Below are 23,524 nucleotides of genomic sequence, written 5' to 3'. Positions count from 1 at the left end.
CGGTATTGGTCCGGAAATCATGGCCGAAGCGGTCAAGGTGCTGGAGTTGGCCAACGACAAATACAGCCTGGGCTTCGAGCTGAGCCATGACGTGATCGGTGGCGCCGCCATCGACAAGCACGGCGTGCCGCTGGCCGATGAAACCCTCGACCGCGCTCGCGCTGCGGACGCCGTGTTGCTGGGCGCCGTCGGTGGCCCGAAATGGGACACCATCGAGCGCGACATCCGCCCCGAGCGTGGCCTGCTGAAAATCCGTGCGCAACTGGGCCTGTTCGGCAACCTGCGTCCGGCGATTCTGTACCCGCAACTGGCCGATGCTTCGAGCCTGAAGCCGGAAATCGTTGCTGGCCTGGACATCCTCATCGTCCGTGAACTGACCGGCGGCATCTACTTCGGCGCGCCACGCGGCACCCGTACCCTGGAAAACGGCGAGCGTCAGTCCTACGACACGCTGCCATACAGCGAAAGCGAAATCCGCCGCATCGCCCGTGTCGGTTTCGACATGGCCATGGTCCGTGGCAAAAAGCTCTGCTCGGTGGACAAGGCCAACGTGCTGGCGTCCAGCCAACTGTGGCGTGAAGTGGTCGAGCAAGTGGCCAAGGATTACCCGGAAGTCGAACTGAGCCACATGTACGTCGACAACGCCGCCATGCAACTGGTGCGCGCGCCGAAGCAGTTCGACGTGATCGTCACCGACAACATGTTCGGCGACATCCTTTCCGACGAAGCGTCGATGCTCACCGGTTCCATCGGCATGCTGCCGTCGGCCTCGCTGGACTCCAACAACAAGGGCATGTACGAGCCGTGCCACGGTTCGGCGCCGGACATCGCTGGCAAAGGCATCGCCAACCCGTTGGCAACCATTCTGTCGGTGTCGATGATGCTGCGTTACAGCTTCAATCTGCACGACGCGGCTGATGCTATCGAAAAAGCTGTCAGCGTTGTCCTTGATCAAGGGCTGCGTACTGGCGACATCTATTCGGCCGGTTGCAGCAAAGTCGGTACGCAGGAAATGGGCGACGCAGTAGTCGCCGCGCTGCGGAATCTGTAATCTCTCGGGCCCGCTGCGAAATTCAATACAAAGCAGCGGCCCACTTTTCAAGAAGGTGTAGTTGCGATGAAACGTGTAGGTCTGATCGGTTGGCGCGGGATGGTCGGTTCCGTGCTCATGCAGCGGATGCTGGAAGAGCAGGATTTCGATCTAATCGAGCCGGTGTTTTTCACCACGTCCAACGTCGGTGGCCAAGGCCCGTCCGTGGGCAAGGACATTGCTCCGCTCAAGGATGCTTACAGCATTGACGAGCTGAAGACCCTCGACGTGATCCTGACCTGCCAGGGCGGCGACTACACCAGCGAAGTGTTCCCCAAGCTGCGCGAAGCCGGCTGGCAGGGTTACTGGATCGACGCGGCCTCGAGCCTGCGCATGAACGATGACGCGGTGATCATTCTCGATCCGGTCAACCGCAAGGTCATCGACCAGCAGCTCGACGCGGGCACCAAGAACTACATCGGCGGCAACTGCACCGTCAGCCTGATGCTGATGGGCCTGGGCGGTCTGTTCGAAGCCGGTCTGGTCGAGTGGATGAGCGCCATGACCTATCAGGCGGCCTCCGGTGCCGGCGCGCAGAACATGCGTGAACTGATCAAGCAAATGGGCGCGACCCACGCCGCTGTCGCCGATCAACTGGCTGATCCGGCCAGTGCGATCCTCGACATCGACCGTCGCGTGGCCGATGCCATGCGCAGCGAAGCGTACCCGACCGAAAACTTCGGCGTACCGCTGGCTGGTAGCCTGATCCCGTGGATCGACAAGGAACTGCCGAACGGCCAGAGCCGCGAAGAGTGGAAGGCCCAGGCCGAGACCAACAAGATCCTCGGCCGCTTCAAGAGCCCGATCCCGGTCGACGGCATCTGCGTGCGCATCGGCGCCATGCGTTGCCACAGCCAGGCGCTGACCATCAAGCTGAACAAAGACGTGCCGATCGCCGATATCGAAGGGCTGATCAGCCAGCACAACCCTTGGGTCAAACTGGTGCCAAACCAGCGCGAGATCAGCATGCAGGAGCTGAGCCCGACCAAGGTTACCGGCACCCTGAATGTGCCGGTGGGTCGTCTGCGCAAGCTGAACATGGGTTCGCAGTTCGTCGGTGCCTTCACCGTCGGCGACCAACTACTGTGGGGCGCGGCCGAACCGCTGCGTCGCATGCTGCGGATTTTGCTTGAGCGTTGATTGCTTGAAGTAATGAAAGAACCCGTGCCTTGAAAGAGGTGCGGGTTTTTTTATGCCGATCGTTCCCACGCTCTGCGTGGGAATGCATCCCGGGACGCTCCGCGTCCCTTTACAAGCCGAACGCAGAGCGTCCGATGCGGCATTCCCACGCAGAGCGTGGGAATGATCTGGGTGGGCAGAAATTGCCTGTGCGCCAGTCACCCGGTAAAGTGCCGCTCCCCCCGTTTCGCCAGAGGCTCGCACCATGACCCAGACCCTAGATATTGCCGTGATCGGCGCCACCGGTACTGTCGGCGAAACCCTCGTACAGATTCTCGAAGAACGCGACTTCCCGGTCGGCACCCTGCACCTGCTGGCGAGCAGCGAATCCGCCGGCAGCTCGGTGCTGTACCGCAACAAGAACGTGCGCGTTCGCGAAGTCGACGAGTTCGATTTCAGCAAGGTCAAACTGGTGTTTTTCGCCGCAGGCCCGGCGATTACCCTGAGCTACGCCGCCCGTGCCCACGCCGCCGGTTGCTCGCTGATCGACTTGTCCGGCGCGCTGCCGGCCGATCAGGCGCCGCAAGTAGTACCCGAAGCCAACGCCGAAGTGCTCGCTGGTTTGAAAGCGCCGTTTCAGATCAGCAGCCCAAGCCCGTCGGCCACATCGCTCGCCGTGGTGCTGGCGCCACTGCTTGATCTGCTTGACCTGCAATATGTCAACGTCACCGCCAATCTGGCCGTTTCCGCCCAGGGGCGCGAGGCCGTGACCGAGCTGGCGCGGCAGACCGCCGAGCTGCTGAACATGCGTCCATTGGAGCCGACGTTCTTTGATCGGCAGATGGCCTTCAACCTGCTGGCTCAGGTCGGCACGCCCGACGCGCAGGGCCATACGCTGCTGGAAAAACGTCTGGTGCGCGAGTTGCGTCAGGTGCTGGCCAAACCTTTATTAAAGATTTCCGCAACTTGCGTTCAAGCCCCGGTGTTTTTTGGCGATAGCCTTAGCGTGACCTTGCAGTCAACGTCGGCTGTCGACCTGGCAAAAGTCAACGCTGCACTCGAAGATGCGCCGGGTATCGAGCTGGTCGAGGCCGGTGATTACCCGACTGCAGTCGGTGACGCGGTAGGGCAGGATGTTGTCTATGTCGGTCGCGTGCGCAGCGGTGTCGACGATCCGGCGGAACTAAATCTGTGGCTGACGTCAGATAACGTACGCAAAGGCGCGGCCCTTAACGCTGTGCAGGTGGCTGAATTGTTGATAAAAGACCTGCTGTAAAAGATACTTGGCAACAATTTGTCGACTGATTCTAGGTGAGCGCTATGCTTGCCCAGATTGCTTGATAACGTGTCACCCTCCGGGACTTTCCGGGGCATCAAAGAAATGATCGCGCGCGACATCTGTCGTCGTCGCGCGCAATGCCTTACGGCAGCGGTATTCAACATCTTCTCGCTGGCCGAGGAACGTTCAAACAAAGGATGAGGCTATGGTTCAAGTTCGCAAACTGGTGTTAGCAATAGCGGCCGCCTCGGCGCTGTCCTCCGGTATGGCGCATGCCCTCGGGCTCGGGGAGCTGACCCTGAAGTCGACCCTGAACCAGCCGCTGGTGGCTGAAATCGAGCTGCTCGACGTCAAGGATCTCACCGCTGCCGAAGTGGTGCCGAGCCTGGCTTCACCTGAAGATTTTGCCAAGGCCGGCGTCGACCGCCAGGCCTTCCTCAACGATCTGACCTTTACCCCGGTGCTCAACGCCAGCGGCAAAAGCGTGCTGCGCGTAACGTCGAGCAAGCCGCTGTCGGAGCCGATGGTCAAATTCCTCGTGCAGGTGATGTGGCCGAACGGCCGTCTGCTGCGCGATTACAGCGTGCTGCTGGATCCGTCGAAGTTCTCGCCACAGACCGCTGACRCCGCCGCACAACCAACGCCGTCGCAGACCATCGCCGCGCCGACCACTGGCGCCACGCACCCGACGCAATACACCACCACGCCGCGCGATACCCTCTGGGAAATCGCTGCGAAGGCGCGTACCGGCGGCTCGGTGCAACAGACCATGCTCGCCATTCAAGCGCTGAACCCGGATGCGTTCATCGGCGGCAATATCAACCGTCTGAAAACCGGCCAGGTGTTGCGTCTGCCGGATGCGGTGCAAAGCACGGCATTGCCGCAGTCGAAAGCGATTGCCGAAGTCGCTGCGCAGAATGAAGCCTGGCGTCAGGGTCGTCGTTATGTGGCCAAACCGGGCACTGGTCAGCAGCAGCTCGATGCGACCAACCGTGGTCGCGGTAACACCGGTGCAGCACAGAACGCCCAGGACAATCTGAGCCTGGTCTCCGCTGAGAGCGCCAAGGCGCGCGGCAAAGGCCCGGCAGGTGATGCCAAGGCACTGAGCAACAAGCTCGCGGTCACTCAGGAAAGCCTCGACACGACCCGTCGTGACAACGAGGAACTGAAAAGCCGCATGTCCGATCTGCAGAGTCAGCTGGACAAGCTGCAAAAGCTGATCGAGCTGAAGAACAATCAGTTGGCAAAACTGCAAGCTGAAGGCGCGGGCACTGCGCCGGCCACCAATCCTGCCGCACCGGCGGTGCCTGCAATCACGGCTGAGCTCGCCGCCACCCCGCCAGCTACTCCGGCAGACGCAGCGCCGACGCCAGAGTCCGCCATTGCACCACCGGCTGAAACGCCAGTCGTCGAGCCAGTGGTTACGCCGAAACCGGTGGTCGAAGACGAGAAAACCTTTAACGAACTGCTGACCAACCCGATCCTGCTGGGGCTGGTGGGCGGCGGTGCTGTGGTTCTGCTGCTCCTGTTGTTGCTGCTGGCGCGTCGCCGCAAAGCACAGCAAGAGGCCGAGAAACACATGCGCATGGCCCGCGCGCTGTCGGAAGAGCAAGATTTCTCCGCCGAGCAGGATCTGCCGGAAAGCAGCTTCGAAGGTCTGGAAACCCCGGCGGCGAGCGTCAAGCTCAGCACTCCGGCACCTGCACCCGTAGTGGCTCCGGTAGTCGCCCCGATCGTGATGGCTGAGCCGATTGCCGCGCCGCTGGTAGCTCCCGCCGCCGAGCGATCCGATGACGTGCTCGACAAGGCGCAGTCGCATATCAACGCCGGTCGCCTGAATCAGGCTGCCGCGCTGCTCGAAGAGGGCGTCAGCCTGGAGCCGCAGCGCAGTGATCTGCGTCTGAAGCTGATGGAAGTCTACGGTCAGCAGGGCGACCGCGACGCGTTCGTCGGTCAGGAGCGTCAACTGGTGGCCAACGGCGACAACTTCGCCAAGGTCGAAGAACTGAAAAGCCGCTTCCCGGCCATGGCCGTCGTCGCTGCCAGTGGTCTGGCCGCTGCCGCCGTGGCTGCCGAGCTGGACGCGCAATACGTCAAGGATCTGCTGCTCGATGAGCCTGAAGCACCGGCGCCAGCGCCAGTGGAAGACGACCTCGACAGCGCGTTTGATCTGAGCCTGGACGATCTCGACAACATCACGCCGGTAGAGCCTGCGCCGGTGGTTGAGCCTGAAGCGCCGGTCGAGCTGGACGAATTCCCGGCGGACGACGACCTGAGCTTCGAATCGGTGCTGCAACAGCAGACCGACATCAAAGAGAATCTGGATGATCTGTCGGACTTCGACCTCGATCTGGACCTCGGTGCCGAGCCGGCAGCTCCAGCGGTTGATCTGGCGGACGATGACTTCCTGCTGGACCTGGACGAAGGCGTGAAGGATCTGCCGCCGGTCGAGGCGCCAGTGGTGGCTGACGTGCCACAAGATGATCTGGAGCTGCCGGCCGATTTCGATCTGTCGCTGGCCGACGAAATGGACAGCAATCCAGCGGCCGAACCGGATGCGTTCGCGGCTGAGCTGGATGACGTCAACGCCGAGCTGGATCGCCTGTCACAAAGCATCGCCGAACCGACCTTCACCGAAGCCGATGCAATGAAGGGTGATGATCTGGGCGAAGATGATTTCGACTTCCTCGCCGGCACCGACGAAGCGGCGACCAAGCTCGATCTGGCTCAGGCCTACATCGACATGGGCGACAGCGATGGTGCGCGCGACATCCTCAACGAAGTGTTGACCGAGGGTGACGAGAAACAACGTGGCGAGGCCAAGGACATGCTCTCGAGCTTGTAGTAAGGCCAGCGGTAAACGAAAGCGGCAGCCCATTGAGGCTGCCGTTTTTGTTTGGTCGGGATCCAGTGGTGTCTGATCCACCGCTTTCGCGAGCAAGCTCGCTCCCACATTTGGAATGCATTTCCTCTGTGGGAGCGAGCTTGCTCGCGAAAGCGGTGTTACAGGCGACAGAGAACTCTCTGGCATCCCTGAACCACAGCCTTATAATGCCCGCCTTTGCACAAACAGCAGGCTGTCCCACCTTGGCAAACATAGATAACCCGGTCGCCGAAATGGCCCCCGACGGCTTTTACCGCGTCGCGCTGGGCGTTGAGTACAAAGGCTCGCGCTACAGCGGCTGGCAGCGTCAGTTGACGGGTGTGGCGACGGTGCAGGAAGAACTCGAAAAAGCGCTGTCGAAAGTCGCCAATTCACCGGTTTCGCTGCAGTGCGCCGGACGTACCGACGCCGGCGTGCATGCCTGCGGGCAAGTGGTGCACTTTGATACGACCGTCGATCGTTCGCTGAAAGCTTGGGTTATGGGCGCCAATATCAATCTGCCTCACGACATCAGTGTCAGTTGGGCGCGGGTGATGCCGGCGCATTTTCATGCGCGCTTCAAAGCCATCGCCCGGCGTTATCGCTATGTGATCTACAACGATCAGATCCGCCCGGCGCATCTCAACGAAGAAATCACCTGGAACCACCGCCCGCTCGACGTCGAGCGCATGGCTGAGGCTGCGCAGTACCTGATCGGCACCCACGATTTCAGTGCGTTCCGCGCTGGCCAGTGCCAGGCCAAGTCGCCGATCAAGAAGATGCATCACCTGCGCGTGACCCGTCACGGCAAGATGATCGTGCTCGATATACGCGCCAACGCGTTCCTGCATCACATGGTGCGCAACATCGCCGGTGTGCTGATGACCATTGGTGCCGGCGAGCGCCCGGTCGAGTGGATGAAGGAAGTACTGGAAAGTCGCGAGCGCCGTTCCGGTGGCGTTACGGCGCATCCGTACGGCTTGTATCTGGTGCAGGTCGAGTACCACGACGAATTCCCGTTGCCCGAGCGTTTTATCGGGCCACATTTCCTTACGGGTTTCTCCGAACTTGACGGCTGACGCCCTTGAACGCTTTTGTTACCATCCGGGACTTTCCCGGATTTTGCCTCGGAGTTTTTCTCGATATGTCAGCCGTTCGCAGCAAGATCTGCGGGATTACCCGCATAGAAGATGCGCTGGCCGCCATTGAGGCCGGGGCGGATGCGATCGGGTTCGTGTTCTATGCCAAGAGTCCGCGTGCGGTCACGGTGCAGCAGGCGCGAGCGATTATTCAGGCATTGCCGCCGTTCGTGACCACCGTGGGCCTGTTCGTCAACGCCAGCCGCTGCGAGTTGGGGGAAATCCTCGATGCCGTGCCGCTGGATCTGTTGCAGTTCCATGGTGATGAAGTCGCGGAAGATTGCGAAGGCTGGCATCGCCCGTACATCAAGGCGTTGCGGGTCAAGGCGGGTGATGATATTGCCGCAGCGGTGGATGCCTATCCGAGCGCCAGCGGTGTACTGCTCGACGCTTATGTCGAAGGCGTACCGGGCGGAACCGGCGAGGCCTTCGACTGGTCATTGATTCCGCAAGGTTTGAGCAAACCGTTGATTCTCGCGGGTGGTTTGACCCCAGAGAACGTCACAGACGCCGTGGCTCGGGTAAAGCCGTACGCGGTAGATGTCAGCGGTGGGGTAGAGGTGAGCAAAGGCATCAAGGATCACGCAAAGATTCGCGCGTTCATCAACGCGGTACGCAAAGCGCCATATTGATGTGACGGCTGGCAGTCTGCCGCCGTCCATCAATGCACTTGCACAAAGCAGGCGCGGCTGAGGGTTTCTGGATCGCACGCAGGTCATGTTTCGCGCTGACCGTGGCTTTCCACCACCATCGCCACACACATGAATTTAGCTGAAGGGCATACGCGGGGCTGCGAACCAGAGCGTTCGGGCCGCCGGTACTGGAGAAAGAAAGCATGAGCAACTGGTTAGTAGACAAACTGATCCCTTCGATCATGCGTTCCGAGGTCAAGAAGAGCTCGGTCCCTGAAGGTCTGTGGCACAAATGCCCGTCTTGCGAGGCGGTGCTGTATCGTCCGGAGCTGGAAAAGACCCTGGACGTTTGCCCTAAATGCAACCATCACATGCGCATCGGCGCGCGTGCACGCATCGACATCTTCCTCGATGCTGAAGGTCGCAACGAACTGGGCGCCGATCTGGAGCCGGTTGACCGTCTGAAATTCCGCGACGGCAAGAAGTACAAGGATCGCCTGACCGCTGCCCAGAAGCAGACTGGCGAAAAAGACGCGCTGATCTCCGTCAGCGGCACCTTGCTGGGCATGCCAGTGGTGGTTTCGGCCTTTGAATTCGCCTTCATGGGCGGTTCCATGGGCGCCATCGTCGGTGAGCGCTTCGTTCGCGCCGCCAACTACGCGCTGGAAAACCGCTGCCCGATGATCTGCTTTGCCGCCTCCGGTGGTGCGCGCATGCAGGAAGCGCTGATCTCGCTGATGCAGATGGCCAAGACCTCGGCAGTGCTGGCGCGTCTGCGTGAAGAAGGCATTCCGTTCATCTCCGTGCTGACCGACCCGGTCTACGGCGGTGTTTCGGCGAGTCTGGCGATGCTTGGCGACGTGATCGTCGGTGAGCCGAAAGCCCTGATCGGCTTCGCTGGTCCGCGCGTTATCGAACAAACCGTGCGTGAGAAACTGCCGGAAGGCTTCCAGCGCAGCGAGTTCCTGCTGGAACACGGCGCGATCGACATGATCATCCACCGTCAGGAACTGCGCCCGCGTCTGGGTAACCTGCTGGCACAAATGACTGGCAAGCCGACGCCGAAATTCGTCGCCGCGCCAATCGAGCCGATCGTGGTTCCACCGGTCCCTGCTGGCCTATGACCGAGCGCACCCTTGGTGAATGGCTCGCCTACCTTGAGCAGTTGCATCCTTCGGCCATCGACATGGGCCTGGAGCGTTCACAACAGGTAGCGTCCCGCATGGGGCTGGGCCAGCCGGCGCCTCGGGTGATCACGGTCACCGGCACCAACGGCAAGGGTTCGACCTGCGCATTCGTGGCTTCATTGCTGCGGGCGCAGGGTCTGAGCGTTGGTGTCTACAATTCTCCGCACCTGCTGCGTTACAACGAGCGGGTGCAGCTCAATGGCGTCGAAGCCACTGACGCGCAGCTGTGCGAAGCCTTCGCAGCAGTCGAGGCCGGGCGCGGCGACACTTCCCTGACTTACTTCGAAATGGGCACCCTCGCGGCGTTCTGGCTGTTTCAACAGGCCGGGCTGGATGCGGTGGTGCTGGAAGTCGGGCTGGGCGGGCGGCTGGACACGGTCAACGTGGTCGATGCCGATATCGCACTGGTCACCAGCATTGGCGTCGATCACGCCGATTATCTGGGCGACACCCGCGAATCGGTGGCTTTCGAGAAAGCCGGAATTTTCCGTCAGGGCAAGCCAGCCCTGTGCGGCGATCTGAATCCTCCGCAACCGTTGCTCGACAAGGCGCGTGAACTGGCTTGTCCGTTCTTCCTGCGCGGGCGTGATTTTGACCTCGGTATCACCGATCAGCACTGGCAGTGGCGCGGCACCGACGCGCGGGGTCAGGTTGTCGAATTGCGTGACTTGCCGCTGCTTGATCTGCCGATGGAGAACGCCGCGTTGGCGTTGCAGGCGTACTTGCTGCTCGGTTTGCCGTGGAATGCGCAGCAGATTGTCGCGGCCTTGCAGGCGACTCGTGTGGTCGGTCGACTGGATCGCCGCTCGTTCGATTGGAACGGCAAGCGTCTGAACCTGTTGCTGGATGTCGGGCATAACCCGCATGCCGCCGAGTATCTGGCTCGTCGTCTGGCCTCGCGACCACCGGTCGGCAAGCGCCTGGCGGTGTTTGGTCTGTTGGCCGACAAGGATCTGGATGGTGTTGTCAGCGAATTGAATGCTAGTGTCGAGCATTGGGCGGTGGCGCCGCTGGATTCTCCGCGTGCCCGTCCGGTGGCTGAATTAAACGCTGCATTGCAGAACCTTGGTGCGTCGGTCACGTCTTACGACAGTGTCGCCGCTGCGCTGGAAGGGCAGTGCGCAGTAGCCACCAGTGACGACGAGATTCTGTTGTTCGGATCATTTTATTGTGTCGCCGAGGCCCTTGAATGGCTGGCCCGGCGCTCCACGGAGGAAGCGGCAAATGGCTTTGCTGGATAAAGCGTACAAGCAGCGCATGGTTGGCGCTTTGGTGCTGGTCGCGCTGGCAGTGATTTTCCTGCCGATGCTGTTTTCCCGTCAGGACGAGCAACGTCAGGTGACCGTCGAAGCACCCGCCGCGCCGCAAGCGCCTGTCGTGCCGCAAGTGCAGATGGAGACGGTGGCTGTTCCCGAGCCGCAAGCCTTGCCGCAAGAGCCGGTGCCGACTGATGAAGAAGTCGCCGAAGACACAGCGCCTGCTGCGCCCGTCGCCGCGACGCCGACGGCTCCCATCATGATCACCAAGCCTGTTGCGCCGCCGGCGGTGGCCAAGCCGATTCCGGCGCCTGCTCAGCCGATCACTGCGTCCTCGACCAAGCCGGACACCACGCAAAGCCGCGTCGATGCCAATGGCCTGTCGGTGAGCTGGTCGGTGCAGTTGGCCAGTCTGTCGAGTCGCGCCAGTGCAGAGAGTTTGCAGAAAACCCTGCGCAGCCAAGGCTACAACGCCTATATCCGTTCGGCCGATGGCAAGAATCGGGTGTTTGTCGGTCCGCTGATCGAGCGTGCCGAAGCCGATCGTCTGCGTGATCTGTTGGGTCGTCAGCAGAACCTCAAGGGCTTTGTCGTGCGCTTCCAGCCCGAGCGTGGTTAAAAACTATCGCCTCGATTGAAATGCACTGACAATCGCAGCTTACCGAGAGGCATGCGCTCTGCTAAAATGCGCCGCCTTATCCGTCTGTAGGCTGCACTGTGCCATTTACCTGGGTTGACTGGGCGATCGTTGCAATCATCGCCATCTCCGCTTTGATCAGTTTGAGCCGCGGCTTCGTCAAGGAAGCATTATCGCTGGTGACCTGGATCATCGCAGGAGTCGTCGCCTGGATGTTCGGTGGCTCATTGTCCGAGTACCTCGCCGGATACATCGAAACCCCATCGGCTCGCGTGATCGCGGGCTGTGCCATCATGTTTGTCGCCACACTGATCGTGGGCGCAATGATCAATTATCTTATCGGCGAGTTGGTTCGCGTCACCGGGTTGTCCGGGACCGATCGATTCCTCGGCATGGCCTTCGGCGCAGCGCGTGGCGTGTTGCTGGTGGTCGTGGCGGTCGGGCTGTTGAGCCTGGGGCCGGTACAGCAGGACGGGTGGTGGAAAGAATCACAGCTCGTACCAAAATTTCTATTGGTCGCTGATTGGTCCAAAAACCTGATTCTCGGGTGGAGCAGTCAGTGGCTTGCCAGCGGAATCAGCGTACCCGCTGATATTCCGTTCAAGGAGCAACTCTTGCCGTCGGCGAAAACGCCTCAGTGAGTGTTGTTCAGTTCAGATCCATTAAGTAGGGGTTGCGTCGCATGTGTGGCATCGTCGGTATCGTCGGTAAGTCGAACGTCAATCAGGCGCTGTATGACGCGCTAACCGTGCTCCAGCACCGCGGCCAGGACGCTGCCGGTATCGTGACCAGCCATGATGGCCGGTTGTTCCTGCGCAAGGACAATGGCCTGGTGCGTGACGTGTTTCAACAGCGTCACATGCAGCGTCTGGTCGGCCACATGGGGATCGGCCACGTCCGTTACCCGACCGCGGGTAGCTCGACTTCGGCCGAAGCCCAACCGTTTTACGTCAACTCGCCTTACGGCATCACTCTGGCGCACAACGGTAACCTGACCAACGTTGAGCAGTTGGCCAAAGAGATCTACGAATCCGATCTGCGTCACGTCAACACCAGTTCCGACTCGGAAGTGCTGCTCAACGTGTTCGCTCACGAGCTGGCCCAGCGCGGCAAGCTGCAACCGACCGAAGAAGACGTGTTTGCCGCCGTGACCGACGTGCACAACCGTTGTGTTGGCGGTTACGCCGTTGTGGCGATGGTCACCGGTTATGGCATCGTCGGTTTCCGTGACCCGCACGGCATTCGTCCGATCGTGTTCGGTCAGCGTCACACTGACGAAGGCGTTGAATACATGATCGCCTCCGAAAGCGTTTCGCTGGACGTGCTCGGTTTCACCCTGATTCGCGACCTGGCGCCGGGCGAAGCGGTCTACATCACTGAGGACGGCAAGCTGCACACCCGTCAGTGCGCGACCAATCCGTCCCTGACCCCGTGCATTTTCGAACACGTCTACCTGGCGCGTCCGGACTCGATCATCGACGGCGTGTCGGTCTACAAGGCTCGCCTGCGCATGGGTGAGAAACTCGCCGAGAAGATCCTGCGCGAGCGTCCAGAGCATGACATCGATGTGGTTATCCCGATTCCGGACACCAGCCGTACCGCGGCGCTGGAGCTGGCCAACCACCTGGGCGTGAAGTTCCGCGAAGGTTTCGTCAAGAACCGTTACATCGGTCGTACCTTCATCATGCCGGGCCAGGCGGCTCGCAAGAAGTCGGTTCGCCAGAAGCTCAACGCCATCGAGCTGGAATTCCGCGGCAAGAACGTGATGCTGGTCGACGACTCGATCGTGCGCGGCACCACGTGCAAGCAGATCATCCAGATGGCCCGCGAAGCCGGCGCGAAAAACGTCTACTTCTGCTCGGCAGCGCCAGCGGTACGCTTCCCGAACGTCTACGGCATCGACATGCCAAGCGCGCACGAACTGATCGCACACAACCGTTCGACTCAGGACGTGGCGGATCTGATCGGCGCTGACTGGCTGATCTATCAGGACCTGCCTGACTTGATCGAAGCGGTTGGCGGCGGCAAGATCAAGATCGAGAATTTCGATTGCGCGGTGTTCGACGGCAAGTATGTTACCGGTGACGTCGACGAGGCTTACCTGGACAAGATCGAGCAGGCACGCAACGATGCCTCGAAGGTCAAGACCCAGGCGGTCAGTGCGATCATCGATCTGTACAACAACTGAGTTATCACCGGCCCTGAGGGGCCGGTTTTGTATCTGACTTTCAATTTTCGAGAATACGGCAAGGAGTGACAGCATGAGTCAGGAATGGGATGCCGGTCGGCTGGACAGCGACCTCGAAGGCGTAGCGTTCGATACCCTGGCCGTACGTGCCGGTCAGCACCGTACGCCGGAAGGTGAGCACGGTGATCCGATGTTCTTCACCTCCAGCTATGTGTTCCGCACCGCTGCCGACGCGGCCGCACGGTTCGCCGGGGAAGTGCCGGGTAACGTTTACTCGCGTTATACCAACCCGACCGTGCGCGCGTTTGAAGAACGCATCGCTGCGCTGGAGGGCGCCGAGCAAGCCGTTGCGACCGCAACCGGCATGGCCGCCATCATGGCGGTGGTGATGAGCCTGTGCAGTGCCGGCGACCATGTGTTGGTTTCGCGCAGCGTGTTCGGTTCGACCATCAGCCTGTTCGAGAAGTACTTCAAGCGTTTCGGTGTGGAAGTCGATTACGTGCCTTTGGCCGACCTGTCGGGTTGGGATGCGGCAATCAAATCCAACACCAAACTGCTCTTTGTCGAGTCGCCCTCCAACCCGTTGGCCGAGCTGGTCGATATCACCGCACTGGCTGAAATTGCTCACGCCAAAGGCGCGATGCTGGTCGTCGATAACTGCTTCTGCACGCCAGCGTTGCAACAGCCGCTGAAAATGGGCGCAGACATCGTCGTGCACTCGGCGACCAAGTTCATCGACGGCCAGGGCCGTTGCATGGGTGGTGTGGTGGCCGGTCGCAGTGAGCAGATGAAAGAAGTCGTCGGCTTCCTGCGCACTGCCGGGCCGACCCTGAGCCCGTTCAACGCGTGGATCTTTCTCAAAGGTCTGGAAACCCTGAACCTGCGGATGAAGGCGCACTGCGCGAATGCTCAGGCGCTAGCCGAATGGCTGGAGCAGCAGGACGGCATTGAGAAGGTGCATTACGCCGGTCTCAAGAGCCATCCGCAGCACGAACTGGCCCAGCGTCAGCAGAAGGGTTTCGGTGCGGTTGTAAGCTTTGAGGTCAAGGGCGGCAAAGAGGGCGCTTGGCGCTTCATCGATGCGACCCGACTGATTTCGATTACCGCCAACCTCGGCGACAGCAAGACCACGATCACGCACCCGAGCACCACCTCTCACGGCCGTCTGGCGCCGCAAGAGCGTGAAGCGGCGGGCATCCGTGACAGCCTGATTCGCATCGCGGTCGGTCTGGAAGACGTCGCCGACCTGCAAGCCGACCTGGCGCGCGGTCTGGCCGCGTTGTGATCGAGTTGTCTACGCCGACAGCAGGTACCCATGGCCGCGTCGCACTGGTCACGGGGGCCGCGCGCGGTATCGGTCTGGGCATCGCTGCCTGGCTGATCAGCGAGGGCTGGCAAGTCGTGTTGACCGATCTGGATCGGGCGCGCGGTTCGAAAGTGGCGAAGGTGTTGGGCGAAAATGCCTGGTTCATTGCCATGGACGTTGCCGAGGAAAGTCAGGTGGCGCTCGGTGTGGCTGAGGTGCTGGGTCAGTTTGGTCGTCTCGATGCGCTGGTGTGCAACGCGGCGGTCGCTGATCCGCACAACATCACACTGGAAAGCCTCGATCTGGCTTACTGGAATCGGGTGCTGGCGGTGAATCTCAGTGGGCCGATGCTGTTGGCCAAGCACTGTGCGCCGTATCTGCGTGCGCACAACGGTTCGATCGTCAATCTGGCCTCTACTCGTGCGCGGCAGTCGGAAGCGGACTCCGAGGCTTATGCGGCGAGCAAGGGCGGCTTGCTGGCGCTTACGCATGCGCTGGCGATCAGTCTGGGGCCGGAGATTCGCGTCAACGCGGTCAGTCCGGGCTGGATTGATGCGCGTGATCCTTCTGCGCGTCGCGCTGAGCCGTTGGCCGATGCCGACCATGCTCAGCATCCTGCGGGCAGGGTAGGGACGGTCGAGGATGTGGCGGCGATGGTTGCCTGGTTGCTGTCAAGGAATGCCGGGTTTGTTACCGGACAGGAATTCGTCGTTGATGGCGGCATGACGAAAAAGATGATCTACAGCGAGTAGGTCGCCTTTTTCGCCTGAATTTGCGTTGAATGAACTGACGCCTTCGCGAGCAAGCTCGCTCCCGCATTTGGAATGCAATCCCCTGTGGAAGCGAGCTTGCTCGCGAAGGCGGTCTTGCAGGATCGAAACAATTTCGTCTTTTTCAGAAAAACTTCAATCCTGCTATTGACTTAGGTTCGCTACCTGCGTAAATTTCGCGGCCTCGGAGATGCAAACGGGTGATTAGCTCAGCTGGGAGAGCGTCTGCCTTACAAGCAGAATGTCGGCGGTTCGATCCCGTCATCACCCACCACTCCCCGAGAGACTTGCGTAAGCAAGAGCGTAGGCTGAAAGTGCCTGCACCGACGCGCAGCGGTAGTTCAGTCGGTTAGAATACCGGCCTGTCACGCCGGGGGTCGCGGGTTCGAGTCCCGTCCGCTGCGCCATATTTTACGAATCAGACCTGTCTGGTTCGCGATTGCAAAGCACCGAAGCTTGCAGTCAAAACGAGTTACTTGAGCGCAAGCTCAAAGCGATACGCAGCGGTAGTTCAGTCGGTTAGAATACCGGCCTGTCACGCCGGGGGTCGCGGGTTCGAGTCCCGTCCGCTGCGCCATATCTGCTCCAAGGACCACTGAACGCCTTGAAGCACCGAAAACAGCCGTTGGCTGATTCGGAATCGATAGCAAAGACCCTGGTCGAAAGACCGGGGTTTTTTGTGTCTGAAATTTGGCTTTTCCCTCTGCTCCTTCCCCCTGATTCTGAATTCGACACAAATCCCCATGTGGGAGCGTTGGTATGTTCAACGAGCTCCTGCGGTGCCACGTCGCATTGATTTTCTGATCCTTTAGTCAAATTTTTGTAACTGGTTGTTTGCTGCGAGCGCAGAAACCTTTAAAGTTAACCTTTCGGTCAGCTTTGCACTGTCATCACGCCTTTTGTTTAGCCAAGAAAGGCTTCTGCAAGACTCGAGATTCCCCAGTAGATAACCAGAAGGGCGGACACATAACCGCCCAGAGGATGATCCATGTCCAACCGTGAAATATCCCGGCGCTCGTTCCTCCAGGGCGGGCTGGTGGCGGGTGTGAGCGTCACGCTCACGCCGCTCAGCAGTCAGGCGCTGGCAGCCTTGATGGAAAACACCGTCACCGTGCCGTCCGAGAAATGGCTCGGCAACAACGGCAAGGCGCGTCAGCGCAACGATGCACTGTCCAAGGTCTGCGGCAGCAAAGTCTTTGCTCGCGACATCCGTTCCAAGGACATGCCGGGCTGGCCTGAACAGCAAGGCCACGCCATGCTGCTGAAAACCATCAAGGCTGACCGCATCTACGACGGCTACGACCTGTCGTGGCTTGGCGCTGACTTGCAGCCTGACCGCATTGTCACCGCCGCTGATCTGGACAAGGACGGCATCGTCTTCCCCGAAGAGCACGCGCCGGATCCACTGTTGCCAGAAGGCAAAGTGCCGATGTTCATCGGTCACCCGGTGGCAATCCTGATCTGGAACGACTTCGAGCGTTTCCGCCAGGCCAAGAACAAACTCAAATTCAATGACAAAGCAATCCGCTATGGCAATGTAGCGCCGTTCTACGAAGGCGACCCCTACGGCAGCTTCCGCTACGTGCGCGTCGGCGGCGCGACCTCGGCCGACGAAGACGAATTCGCCAGCCTCAAGGATTCGATCCTGTTCCCGATGCTGAAGAACCGTCGTCCGGTGTGGAATTCCCAGCCGAACCTGCACGGCAACCTGACCGAGCGCGGCCTGTTCTACGCTGACCGCATGAAGCAAGAGATCGATACGCCACCAGACAACTGGCTGGTGTTCGACGAGCGCTACAAGACCCCGTCGATCGAGCCGGCCGCCATGGAGCCGGACAACGGCAACGGCTGGTACGACCCGAAAACCAAAACCCTGCATTTCGTCGTGGCCACCCAGTGCCCGCTGGAGGCAGCGACCGAAACCGCGAAGATGATCGCGCCGTCGCGTTTCGGCCTCGACAACCTGAACATGCACCCGGGTTACACCGTCGGTTACGGTTCCAAAGACCACAACATCTTCGTCTACTACGCAGCCCTCGCGGCGCTGTATGGCGCAGGTGTGCCGGTGCGTCTGGCCAACGACCGCTACGAGCAGTTCCAGAGTGGCATCAAGCGCCACCCGTTCGACATCCGCTACCAGTTGGCCGTGGACAAGAATGACTACACCTTCAAGATTTTCCGTGCCGAAATGAGCGTCGACGGTGGCGGCCGGATCAATTACAGCCCATCCGTAGCCGCAGTGGGAGCAACAGCCGCGCAGTCGATCTACTACATGCCGCAGAACGACCTGCAGGTCACCGCCTATCACTCGCGTGGTGTTGAGGCGGGTTCGATGCGCGGTTACGGCACCCTGCAAAGCATGGCGGCGACCGAGATGATGGTCGACGAAATCGCCAATCGCCTTGGTGTCGATGCGATCGATCTGCGTCGCAAGAACGCCCTGCGTTCCGGCATGAAAAACACCCAGGGCGCGATTCCGGCCGGTGCTCTGCGCCTGCATGAAATTCTCGACAAAGCCTCGGTGCACGAAGTCTGGAAAAACCGCGACGCGATCAAGAAACAACGCGAAGCGGCAGACCCGGACAACTGGTACGGCGTCGGTTTTGCCATTTGCCAGAAAGACTTCGGCACCGGTTCTGAAGCGCCGATGGCCAGCATCGAATTCACGGCTGACGGTCGTATCACTCTGCGCCACATCGGCATTGAAATCGGCACCGGCATGTCCACCTCGCAAGCCCTAGTGGTTGCCGATTTCCTCGGCAGCCCGGCGCACGAAGTGAAGACTGGCGAAACCGAGTGGAAGGAAATGCAGCTGATCACCAGCGGCAACCCTTACATCATGAGTCAGGCCGAGCAGGACAGCCTGCTGCGCAACCCGCGCTGGGTCGGCAAACTGGCTTCGGCCTCGTCGGCGACCAACTCGGCGTACTACTTCAGTCACGCCACCCGTGAAGCGGCACGCGTGCTGTTCAACAACGGCTTGTGGCCGGCGGCCATGGAAATCTGGCGTCAGGGTCCTTATGGCGGTCAAGCCAACCCTTACGTGGTGCGTCGCGAAGATGCGCATTGGGTCGACGGCAAACTCACGGCCAACGGCATGCAACCGTTGAGCTTCGAAGAACTGGCCAAACACGCTCATGAGCGTGGTCTGGTGACCGGCGCCACCGTTCACGCATTCAACCGCTGGAGCTGGGCTGAAGCCGAATACAGCATCGACGGCGTGCGCGAGCGGCTGCCGCTCGACGGTCTGGCGGTGAAATATGGCGATGGCGCGCCGAAGGCGAAGAAGGCGCTGATGAACACCGCTGGTTTCCACCTGTTGGATCGCCAGAACATCAATTACCCGGTTGTCCAGTTGAACAACGCTGCCGTGACTTACTACAGCCCGGTCGCGACACTGGTCGAACTGAAGGTCAACAAAGGCTCGGCGGAAGTCGAAGTGCTCAACCACCATTCGTGGGTCGAGTGCGGTCGGGTGCTGGTCGAAGAACTGGTCAAGGGCCAGCTCGAAGGTGGTATCGCCATGGGCATCGGCCACGCCTTGATGGAGGAAATGCCGCTGTATGAAGGCGGCCCGGGGGAGGGTGACTGGAACTTCAACCGTTACCGTTTGCCGATGGCGCGTCACGTTGCCGTGTGGAAACAGACGTCGGAGATTCTGCCGGCACTGTCGCCAAGTGATCCGTCCAAAGGCATCGCCGAAGTGGTGATGATCCCGATCGTCGGTGCCATCGGCAACGCCGTGGCCCACGCCATCGGTAAACGTGTTCGCGACCTGCCAATCACTGCTGCGCGCATCAAGGAGGCCCTCAATGGCTAACCGTCCGCTTCAACTGACCCTCAATGGTCAATCCGTCGGCCCGGTGGACATCCCTGATGACCTGCCGATGATCGACTACCTGCATGAATACAAGAACCTCACCGGTTCGCGCCTGGGCTGCGGTCAGGGCATCTGCCACGCCTGCGTGGTGATCGTCGATAACCCGGACGGCACCAGCGAAGAAGTGCGCACTTGCATCACCGGCGCGCACTATTTCGAAGGCAAGAAAGTCCGCACCATCGAGTCTCACGCCAAGCGTGACGAGAGCGGCCAGGTCACCGAGCTGAATCCGATCCAGCAACGCTTCGTCGACGAGTTCGCCTTCCAGTGCAGCTACTGCGCACCAGGTTTCGTCAACGCCGCGACCGTGCTGGTCGAGAAGCTGCAGCGCCAGCCGACCGTGCAAAGCAAGCTCGAACAAGTCATCGAGGACAGCCTCGGCCATCACGTCTGCCGTTGCACCGGGTACGTGCGTTACTACAACGCTACCCGCAACGTGCTGACCGATCTCGGCCTGGTCAAGGAGGGTTAAGCATGAAGCTTTTTCTGACTCGCCTGACCCTGGCGGTCGGCCTCGCTGCGCCGGTGTTGTTTGCCCACGCCGATGATCAGGTCAAGCGCGGCGAATACCTCGCCCGCGCCGCTGACTGCATGGCTTGCCACACTGCACCCGGTGGTGCGCCGTTCGCTGGTGGCCTGCCGATTGTGTCGCCTTTCGGCACGATCTACGGCACCAACATTACCCCGAGCAAAGAGCACGGCATTGGTTTGTACAACGATGATGAGTTCTTCGCGGCGCTGACTGAAGGCAAGCGTCGCGATGGCGCGAATTTGTATCCGGCGATGCCGTATACCTCGTATCACCTGATGCCGCGCGAAGACTCGGATGCGATCCATGCGTATCTGAAAACCATCGAGCCGATCGAGCGCGCAGCCCCGGTTACCAGCCTGAGCTTCCCGTTTAATGTGCGTCCGGGCTTGATCGGCTGGAACATGATGTACGGCAAGGCCCTGAAACTGGAGCCGGCCGAAGGCAAAAGCGAAGCCTGGAAGCGCGGCCAGTACATGGTCGAAGTACTCGGTCACTGCGGCGAATGCCACACACCGCGCGGCCTGCCGGGCGCAATGCAGCTGGACAAGCGTCTGACTGGCGGCATCCTCAATGGTTATCTGGCACCGAGCCTGCTGGCCACTGATCTGGCCGCGCGCGGCTGGAACGAGCAGGATCTGGGCACGTTCCTCAAGCACGGCATGAGCGCGCAAGGGACGATGTTCAACGAGATGTTCCCGGTGTTCCACAACAGCACTCAAGGCCTGAGCGATGCCGATCTGGCGGCGATGGCGACGTTCCTGCTCGGCGACAAACCGCCGGTAGCCAAAGCCCTCGTTGAAGTGCCAGTCGAGAAACTCAGCGCCAGCGCCCAGCGCGGCCAGCAGGAATACCTGAACGTCTGCGCCGGTTGCCATGCGGTCGGTGGCGAAGGCAAGCCGCATATCGCGGTGGCCATGCGCGGTAATACCACGTTGCGTCTGGAAGACCCACGCAACCTGTTGCGCGTGATCGAGGATGGTATCGGCGAGCAGAAGTTTTCCGGGTTCGAGCACATGCAACCGATGCCGGGCTTCGCTGGCAAGCTCAGTCCTGAGCAACTGACTGATCTGCTCAACTACCTGCGTCAAGGTTGGGGTGGTCAATCCGCTGAGTTGGCGGTGAGTGAAGTGCAGAAGCTGCAAGCCGACGCACCGTCCATCGAGCACAAGGCGCACTGACATGCAGCATCTCGATCTACAAGTGGTGCGCCGCGCGCTGGAGTGGTCGGTGGCGGGGCAGCGCATCTGGCTCTGCACCGTGCTGACGACTTATGGTTCGGCACCGCGTGCGCCGGGTTCGCTGCTGGCGGTGAACGATGGCGGACAGTGGATCGGTTCGCTGTCCGGCGGCTGCGTCGAGGAGGATTTTCTCGAGCGCGTCGCCGAAGGTGCGTTTCTCGATGCGGTCAACGTCGTGCGTTACGGCGAGGGTGATGATCCGCGCTCGCGGGTCAGCCTGCCTTGTGGCGGAATTCTCGATGTGCTGGTAGAGAAATTTGACGCCGACTGCGAGGTACAGGCGCATCTGCGTGAATTGGAGTCGGCGCTGCTCGGTCAGCGCCGCTTGATTCGCGAGGTCGATCTGGCCAGCGGTGCACGCAGTCTGTTCGCTGATCGCGAGCAGGGCGCGCGGATCGAGCGTGAGATTGATCGGGTGCGCGCTCGTGTCGGCGCGGCGCAGCGTTTGTTGCTCGCCGGGTATTCCAGTGTGGCGCAGGCGTGTGCCGAGTTTGCCGTTGGATTGGGTTTTGAGGTGATTCTCTGCGATCCGCGCGACGAGGTGCTTGAAGGCGTGGTGCTGGATGGCGTGGAGATTCGTCGGCAGTTGCCGTCGGTGTTCATTGCTGACGGTGGCTGTCATCGTGATACCGCAGTCGTAGCGCTCACTCACGATCCGCGTATCGATGACCTGGCGATGATGGAAGCGGTGCGCACCGAAGCGTTCTACATTGGCGTGATGGGCTCGCTGCAGACGTCACAGAAGCGCTTCGAGCGTTTGCGTCGAATTGGCGGCTGGGGCGAGGCGGAGTTGGCGCGGATTCATGCGCCGATCGGTCTTAACCTCGGCAGCAAGACGCCAGCGGAAATTGCCTTGGCGGTGCTGGCGGATATCTTGCGAATCCGTAACGGGATTGCCCGAGACCAACTCTGAAACCGTTCTGTGTTGAATAAGAAGGGCCGCTGTTCAGCGGCCCTTTTTTACATCCCGAATTTGTCGCGCAAGCCGTAATACCAAGCGCCCAACGCCGCAAATGGCGTACGCAGCAACTGCCCGCCGGGGAACGGGTAATGTGGCAAATCGGCAAACGCATCAAAGCGCTCGGCCTGACCGCGTAGCGCTTCGGCCAGCACTTTGCCTGCAAGATGCGTGTAGGTCACGCCATGGCCGCTGCAACCCTGCGAATAATAGATGTTGTCGCCCAGGCGCCCGACCTGTGGCAAGCGCGACAGGGTCAGCAGGAAATTTCCGGTCCAGGCGTAGTCAATCTTCACATCCTTGAGCTGCGGGAAGGCCTTGAGCATTTTCGGGCGGATGATCGCTTCGATGTTCGCCGGGTCGCGCGCGCCATACACCACACCGCCGCCGAAGATCAGGCGCTTGTCGCCCGWGAGGCGGTAGTAGTCGAGCAGGTAATTGCAGTCTTCAACGCAGTAGTCCTGCGGCAGCAGCGCTTTCGCCAGCTCGTCACCCAGTGGCTCGGTGGTGATGACTTGCGTGCCGCACGGCATTGATTTGGCCGCAAGCTCCGGCACCAGATTACCGAGGTAGGCATTGCCCGCGACGATGATGAACTTGGCCCTGACCTTGCCCTGCGGCGTGTGCACCACCGGGTTGGCGCCGCGCTCGATGCGCACGGCGGGTGACTGTTCATGGATCGTGCCGCCGAGAGACTCGACCGCCGCCGCTTCGCCCAGCGCAAGGTTCAGCGGGTGGATGTGCCCACCGCTCATGTCGAGCATGCCGCCGACGTACTGATCGCACGCAACCACTTCGCGAATGCGGCGCTGATCGAGCAGTTCCAGTTGCGTATGACCGAAGCGCTCCCAGAGGCGCTTCTGCGATTCCAGGTGGCCCATCTGCTTGGCCGTCAGCGCCGCGAACACGCCGCCGTCCTTCAGGTCGCACTGGATGTTGTACTTGGCCACGCGCTCGCGAATGATCCGGCCGCCTTCGAATGCCATCTGCCCGAGCAGTTGCGCCTGCTTCGGTCCGACGCTGCGTTCGATCACATCAATGTCACGGCTATAACTGTTAACGATCTGCCCGCCATTACGCCCGGAGGCGCCGAACCCGACCTTGGCCGCCTCCAGCACGGTGACGCGAAAACCGTTCTCCAACAGGAACAGCGCTGAGGACAATCCGGTATACCCGGCGCCGATCACACAGACGTCCGTCTCCACATCATCCTGCAAGGCAGGGCGGGGCGGTACGGCATTGGCCGACGCAGCGTAATAAGACTCTGGGTAAGGGGTGTTCGCCATCCTGCAGCCTCTGTTTAATATATTTTACGAGTGCGTCGATCCTACCCGAGTTGAAAAACCTCCGCCAGCCACCGGAAAATCTGCGTCGGCGAGCCGAAATTAAATATTTTGCATATTCATAGGGTTAGGTGAAAAAAAGGTGTTGACACCCCTCCGGAATTCCG

At 60.7% G+C, this 23,524-nt stretch carries 18 protein-coding genes and 3 tRNA genes; 20 read left to right on the top strand and 1 reads right to left on the bottom strand.

What is annotated here, in order from left to right:
• The 20 genes from leuB to AC1DVF_RS21215 all read left to right on the top strand — a co-directional run.
• Nucleotides 1-1,051: 3-isopropylmalate dehydrogenase (leuB, locus tag AC1DVF_RS21310; protein ID WP_477783098.1), on the top strand; the 1,051-nt coding region annotated here is incomplete at its 5' end.
• A 66-nt stretch (nucleotides 1,052-1,117) separates the two neighbouring features.
• Nucleotides 1,118-2,230: an aspartate-semialdehyde dehydrogenase gene (gene asd / locus AC1DVF_RS21305; RefSeq protein ID WP_007913448.1), complete on the top strand. Its 1,113-nt coding sequence runs from the start codon at nucleotides 1,118-1,120 to the stop codon at nucleotides 2,228-2,230.
• Nucleotides 2,231-2,474: 244 nt separating this feature from the next.
• On the top strand, nucleotides 2,475-3,485 hold the full coding sequence (locus AC1DVF_RS21300) for an aspartate-semialdehyde dehydrogenase (RefSeq protein ID WP_093432083.1): 1,011 nt from the start codon (nucleotides 2,475-2,477) through the stop codon (nucleotides 3,483-3,485).
• A gap of 208 nt (nucleotides 3,486-3,693) precedes the next feature.
• Nucleotides 3,694-6,333, top strand: a complete 2,640-nt coding sequence (locus tag AC1DVF_RS21295) for a motility hub landmark protein FimV (protein ID WP_477783097.1) — start codon at nucleotides 3,694-3,696, stop codon at nucleotides 6,331-6,333.
• A gap of 272 nt (nucleotides 6,334-6,605) precedes the next feature.
• Nucleotides 6,606-7,430, top strand: a complete 825-nt coding sequence (truA, locus tag AC1DVF_RS21290) for a tRNA pseudouridine(38-40) synthase TruA (RefSeq protein ID WP_034152768.1) — start codon at nucleotides 6,606-6,608, stop codon at nucleotides 7,428-7,430.
• A 65-nt stretch (nucleotides 7,431-7,495) separates the two neighbouring features.
• Nucleotides 7,496-8,122 carry a phosphoribosylanthranilate isomerase gene (locus tag AC1DVF_RS21285; protein ID WP_477783096.1) on the top strand — a complete coding sequence of 209 codons (627 nt, stop codon included), beginning with the start codon at nucleotides 7,496-7,498 and terminating at the stop codon, nucleotides 8,120-8,122.
• Between the two features lie 203 nt (nucleotides 8,123-8,325).
• A complete protein-coding gene (gene accD, locus AC1DVF_RS21280; protein WP_007913458.1) occupies nucleotides 8,326-9,246 on the top strand; it encodes an acetyl-CoA carboxylase, carboxyltransferase subunit beta in 921 nt (306 codons plus the stop codon).
• Nucleotides 9,243-10,550 (top strand): bifunctional tetrahydrofolate synthase/dihydrofolate synthase, encoded by a 1,308-nt coding sequence (gene folC, locus AC1DVF_RS21275; RefSeq protein ID WP_320337337.1) that lies wholly within the window; start codon nucleotides 9,243-9,245, stop codon nucleotides 10,548-10,550. Before accD ends, folC begins: the two co-directional genes overlap by 4 nt.
• The gene (locus AC1DVF_RS21270; protein WP_093432096.1) at nucleotides 10,534-11,184 is read left to right on the top strand and encodes an SPOR domain-containing protein; all 651 of its coding nucleotides are present in this window, start codon (nucleotides 10,534-10,536) and stop codon (nucleotides 11,182-11,184) included. Before folC ends, AC1DVF_RS21270 begins: the two co-directional genes overlap by 17 nt.
• 98 nt (nucleotides 11,185-11,282) lie before the next feature.
• Nucleotides 11,283-11,843, top strand: a complete 561-nt coding sequence (locus AC1DVF_RS21265) for a CvpA family protein (RefSeq protein WP_007913461.1) — start codon at nucleotides 11,283-11,285, stop codon at nucleotides 11,841-11,843.
• A 41-nt stretch (nucleotides 11,844-11,884) separates the two neighbouring features.
• Nucleotides 11,885-13,390, top strand: coding sequence for an amidophosphoribosyltransferase (gene purF / locus AC1DVF_RS21260; RefSeq protein WP_016984539.1), 1,506 nt, complete (start codon nucleotides 11,885-11,887; stop codon nucleotides 13,388-13,390).
• A gap of 73 nt (nucleotides 13,391-13,463) precedes the next feature.
• Nucleotides 13,464-14,675 (top strand): O-succinylhomoserine sulfhydrylase, encoded by a 1,212-nt coding sequence (locus tag AC1DVF_RS21255; RefSeq protein WP_093432099.1) that lies wholly within the window; start codon nucleotides 13,464-13,466, stop codon nucleotides 14,673-14,675.
• Nucleotides 14,672-15,448, top strand: a complete 777-nt coding sequence (locus tag AC1DVF_RS21250; protein WP_093432102.1) for an SDR family oxidoreductase — start codon at nucleotides 14,672-14,674, stop codon at nucleotides 15,446-15,448. Before AC1DVF_RS21255 ends, AC1DVF_RS21250 begins: the two co-directional genes overlap by 4 nt.
• Nucleotides 15,449-15,664: 216 nt before the next feature.
• Nucleotides 15,665-15,740 (top strand) — tRNA-Val (locus AC1DVF_RS21245).
• A 56-nt stretch (nucleotides 15,741-15,796) separates the two neighbouring features.
• Nucleotides 15,797-15,873, top strand: a tRNA-Asp gene (locus AC1DVF_RS21240).
• A gap of 93 nt (nucleotides 15,874-15,966) precedes the next feature.
• Nucleotides 15,967-16,043 (top strand) — tRNA-Asp (locus AC1DVF_RS21235).
• Between the two features lie 411 nt (nucleotides 16,044-16,454).
• Complete coding sequence (locus AC1DVF_RS21230; RefSeq protein WP_460090344.1) at nucleotides 16,455-19,286, top strand: xanthine dehydrogenase family protein molybdopterin-binding subunit; 2,832 nt, start codon at nucleotides 16,455-16,457, stop codon at nucleotides 19,284-19,286.
• Nucleotides 19,279-19,818 (top strand): (2Fe-2S)-binding protein, encoded by a 540-nt coding sequence (locus AC1DVF_RS21225; protein WP_038369461.1) that lies wholly within the window; start codon nucleotides 19,279-19,281, stop codon nucleotides 19,816-19,818. The genes AC1DVF_RS21230 and AC1DVF_RS21225 overlap by 8 nt, the downstream gene beginning before the upstream one ends.
• Nucleotides 19,819-19,820: 2 nt before the next feature.
• Nucleotides 19,821-21,056, top strand: coding sequence for a c-type cytochrome (locus tag AC1DVF_RS21220; RefSeq protein ID WP_476334681.1), 1,236 nt, complete (start codon nucleotides 19,821-19,823; stop codon nucleotides 21,054-21,056).
• A 1-nt stretch (nucleotide 21,057) separates the two neighbouring features.
• The gene (locus AC1DVF_RS21215; protein ID WP_460090347.1) at nucleotides 21,058-22,029 is read left to right on the top strand and encodes an XdhC family protein; all 972 of its coding nucleotides are present in this window, start codon (nucleotides 21,058-21,060) and stop codon (nucleotides 22,027-22,029) included.
• Between the two features lie 47 nt (nucleotides 22,030-22,076).
• Here the strand turns inward: AC1DVF_RS21215 and AC1DVF_RS21210 are convergent, their stop codons facing one another.
• On the bottom strand, nucleotides 22,077-23,360 hold the full coding sequence (locus AC1DVF_RS21210) for an NAD(P)/FAD-dependent oxidoreductase (protein ID WP_477783095.1): 1,284 nt from the start codon (nucleotides 23,358-23,360) through the stop codon (nucleotides 22,077-22,079).
• Nucleotides 23,361-23,524: the final 164 nt, after the last annotated feature.

Source organism: Pseudomonas sp. P4_D7 (assembly GCF_056401755.1).
This window is presented reverse-complemented; position numbering and strand designations above follow the sequence as displayed.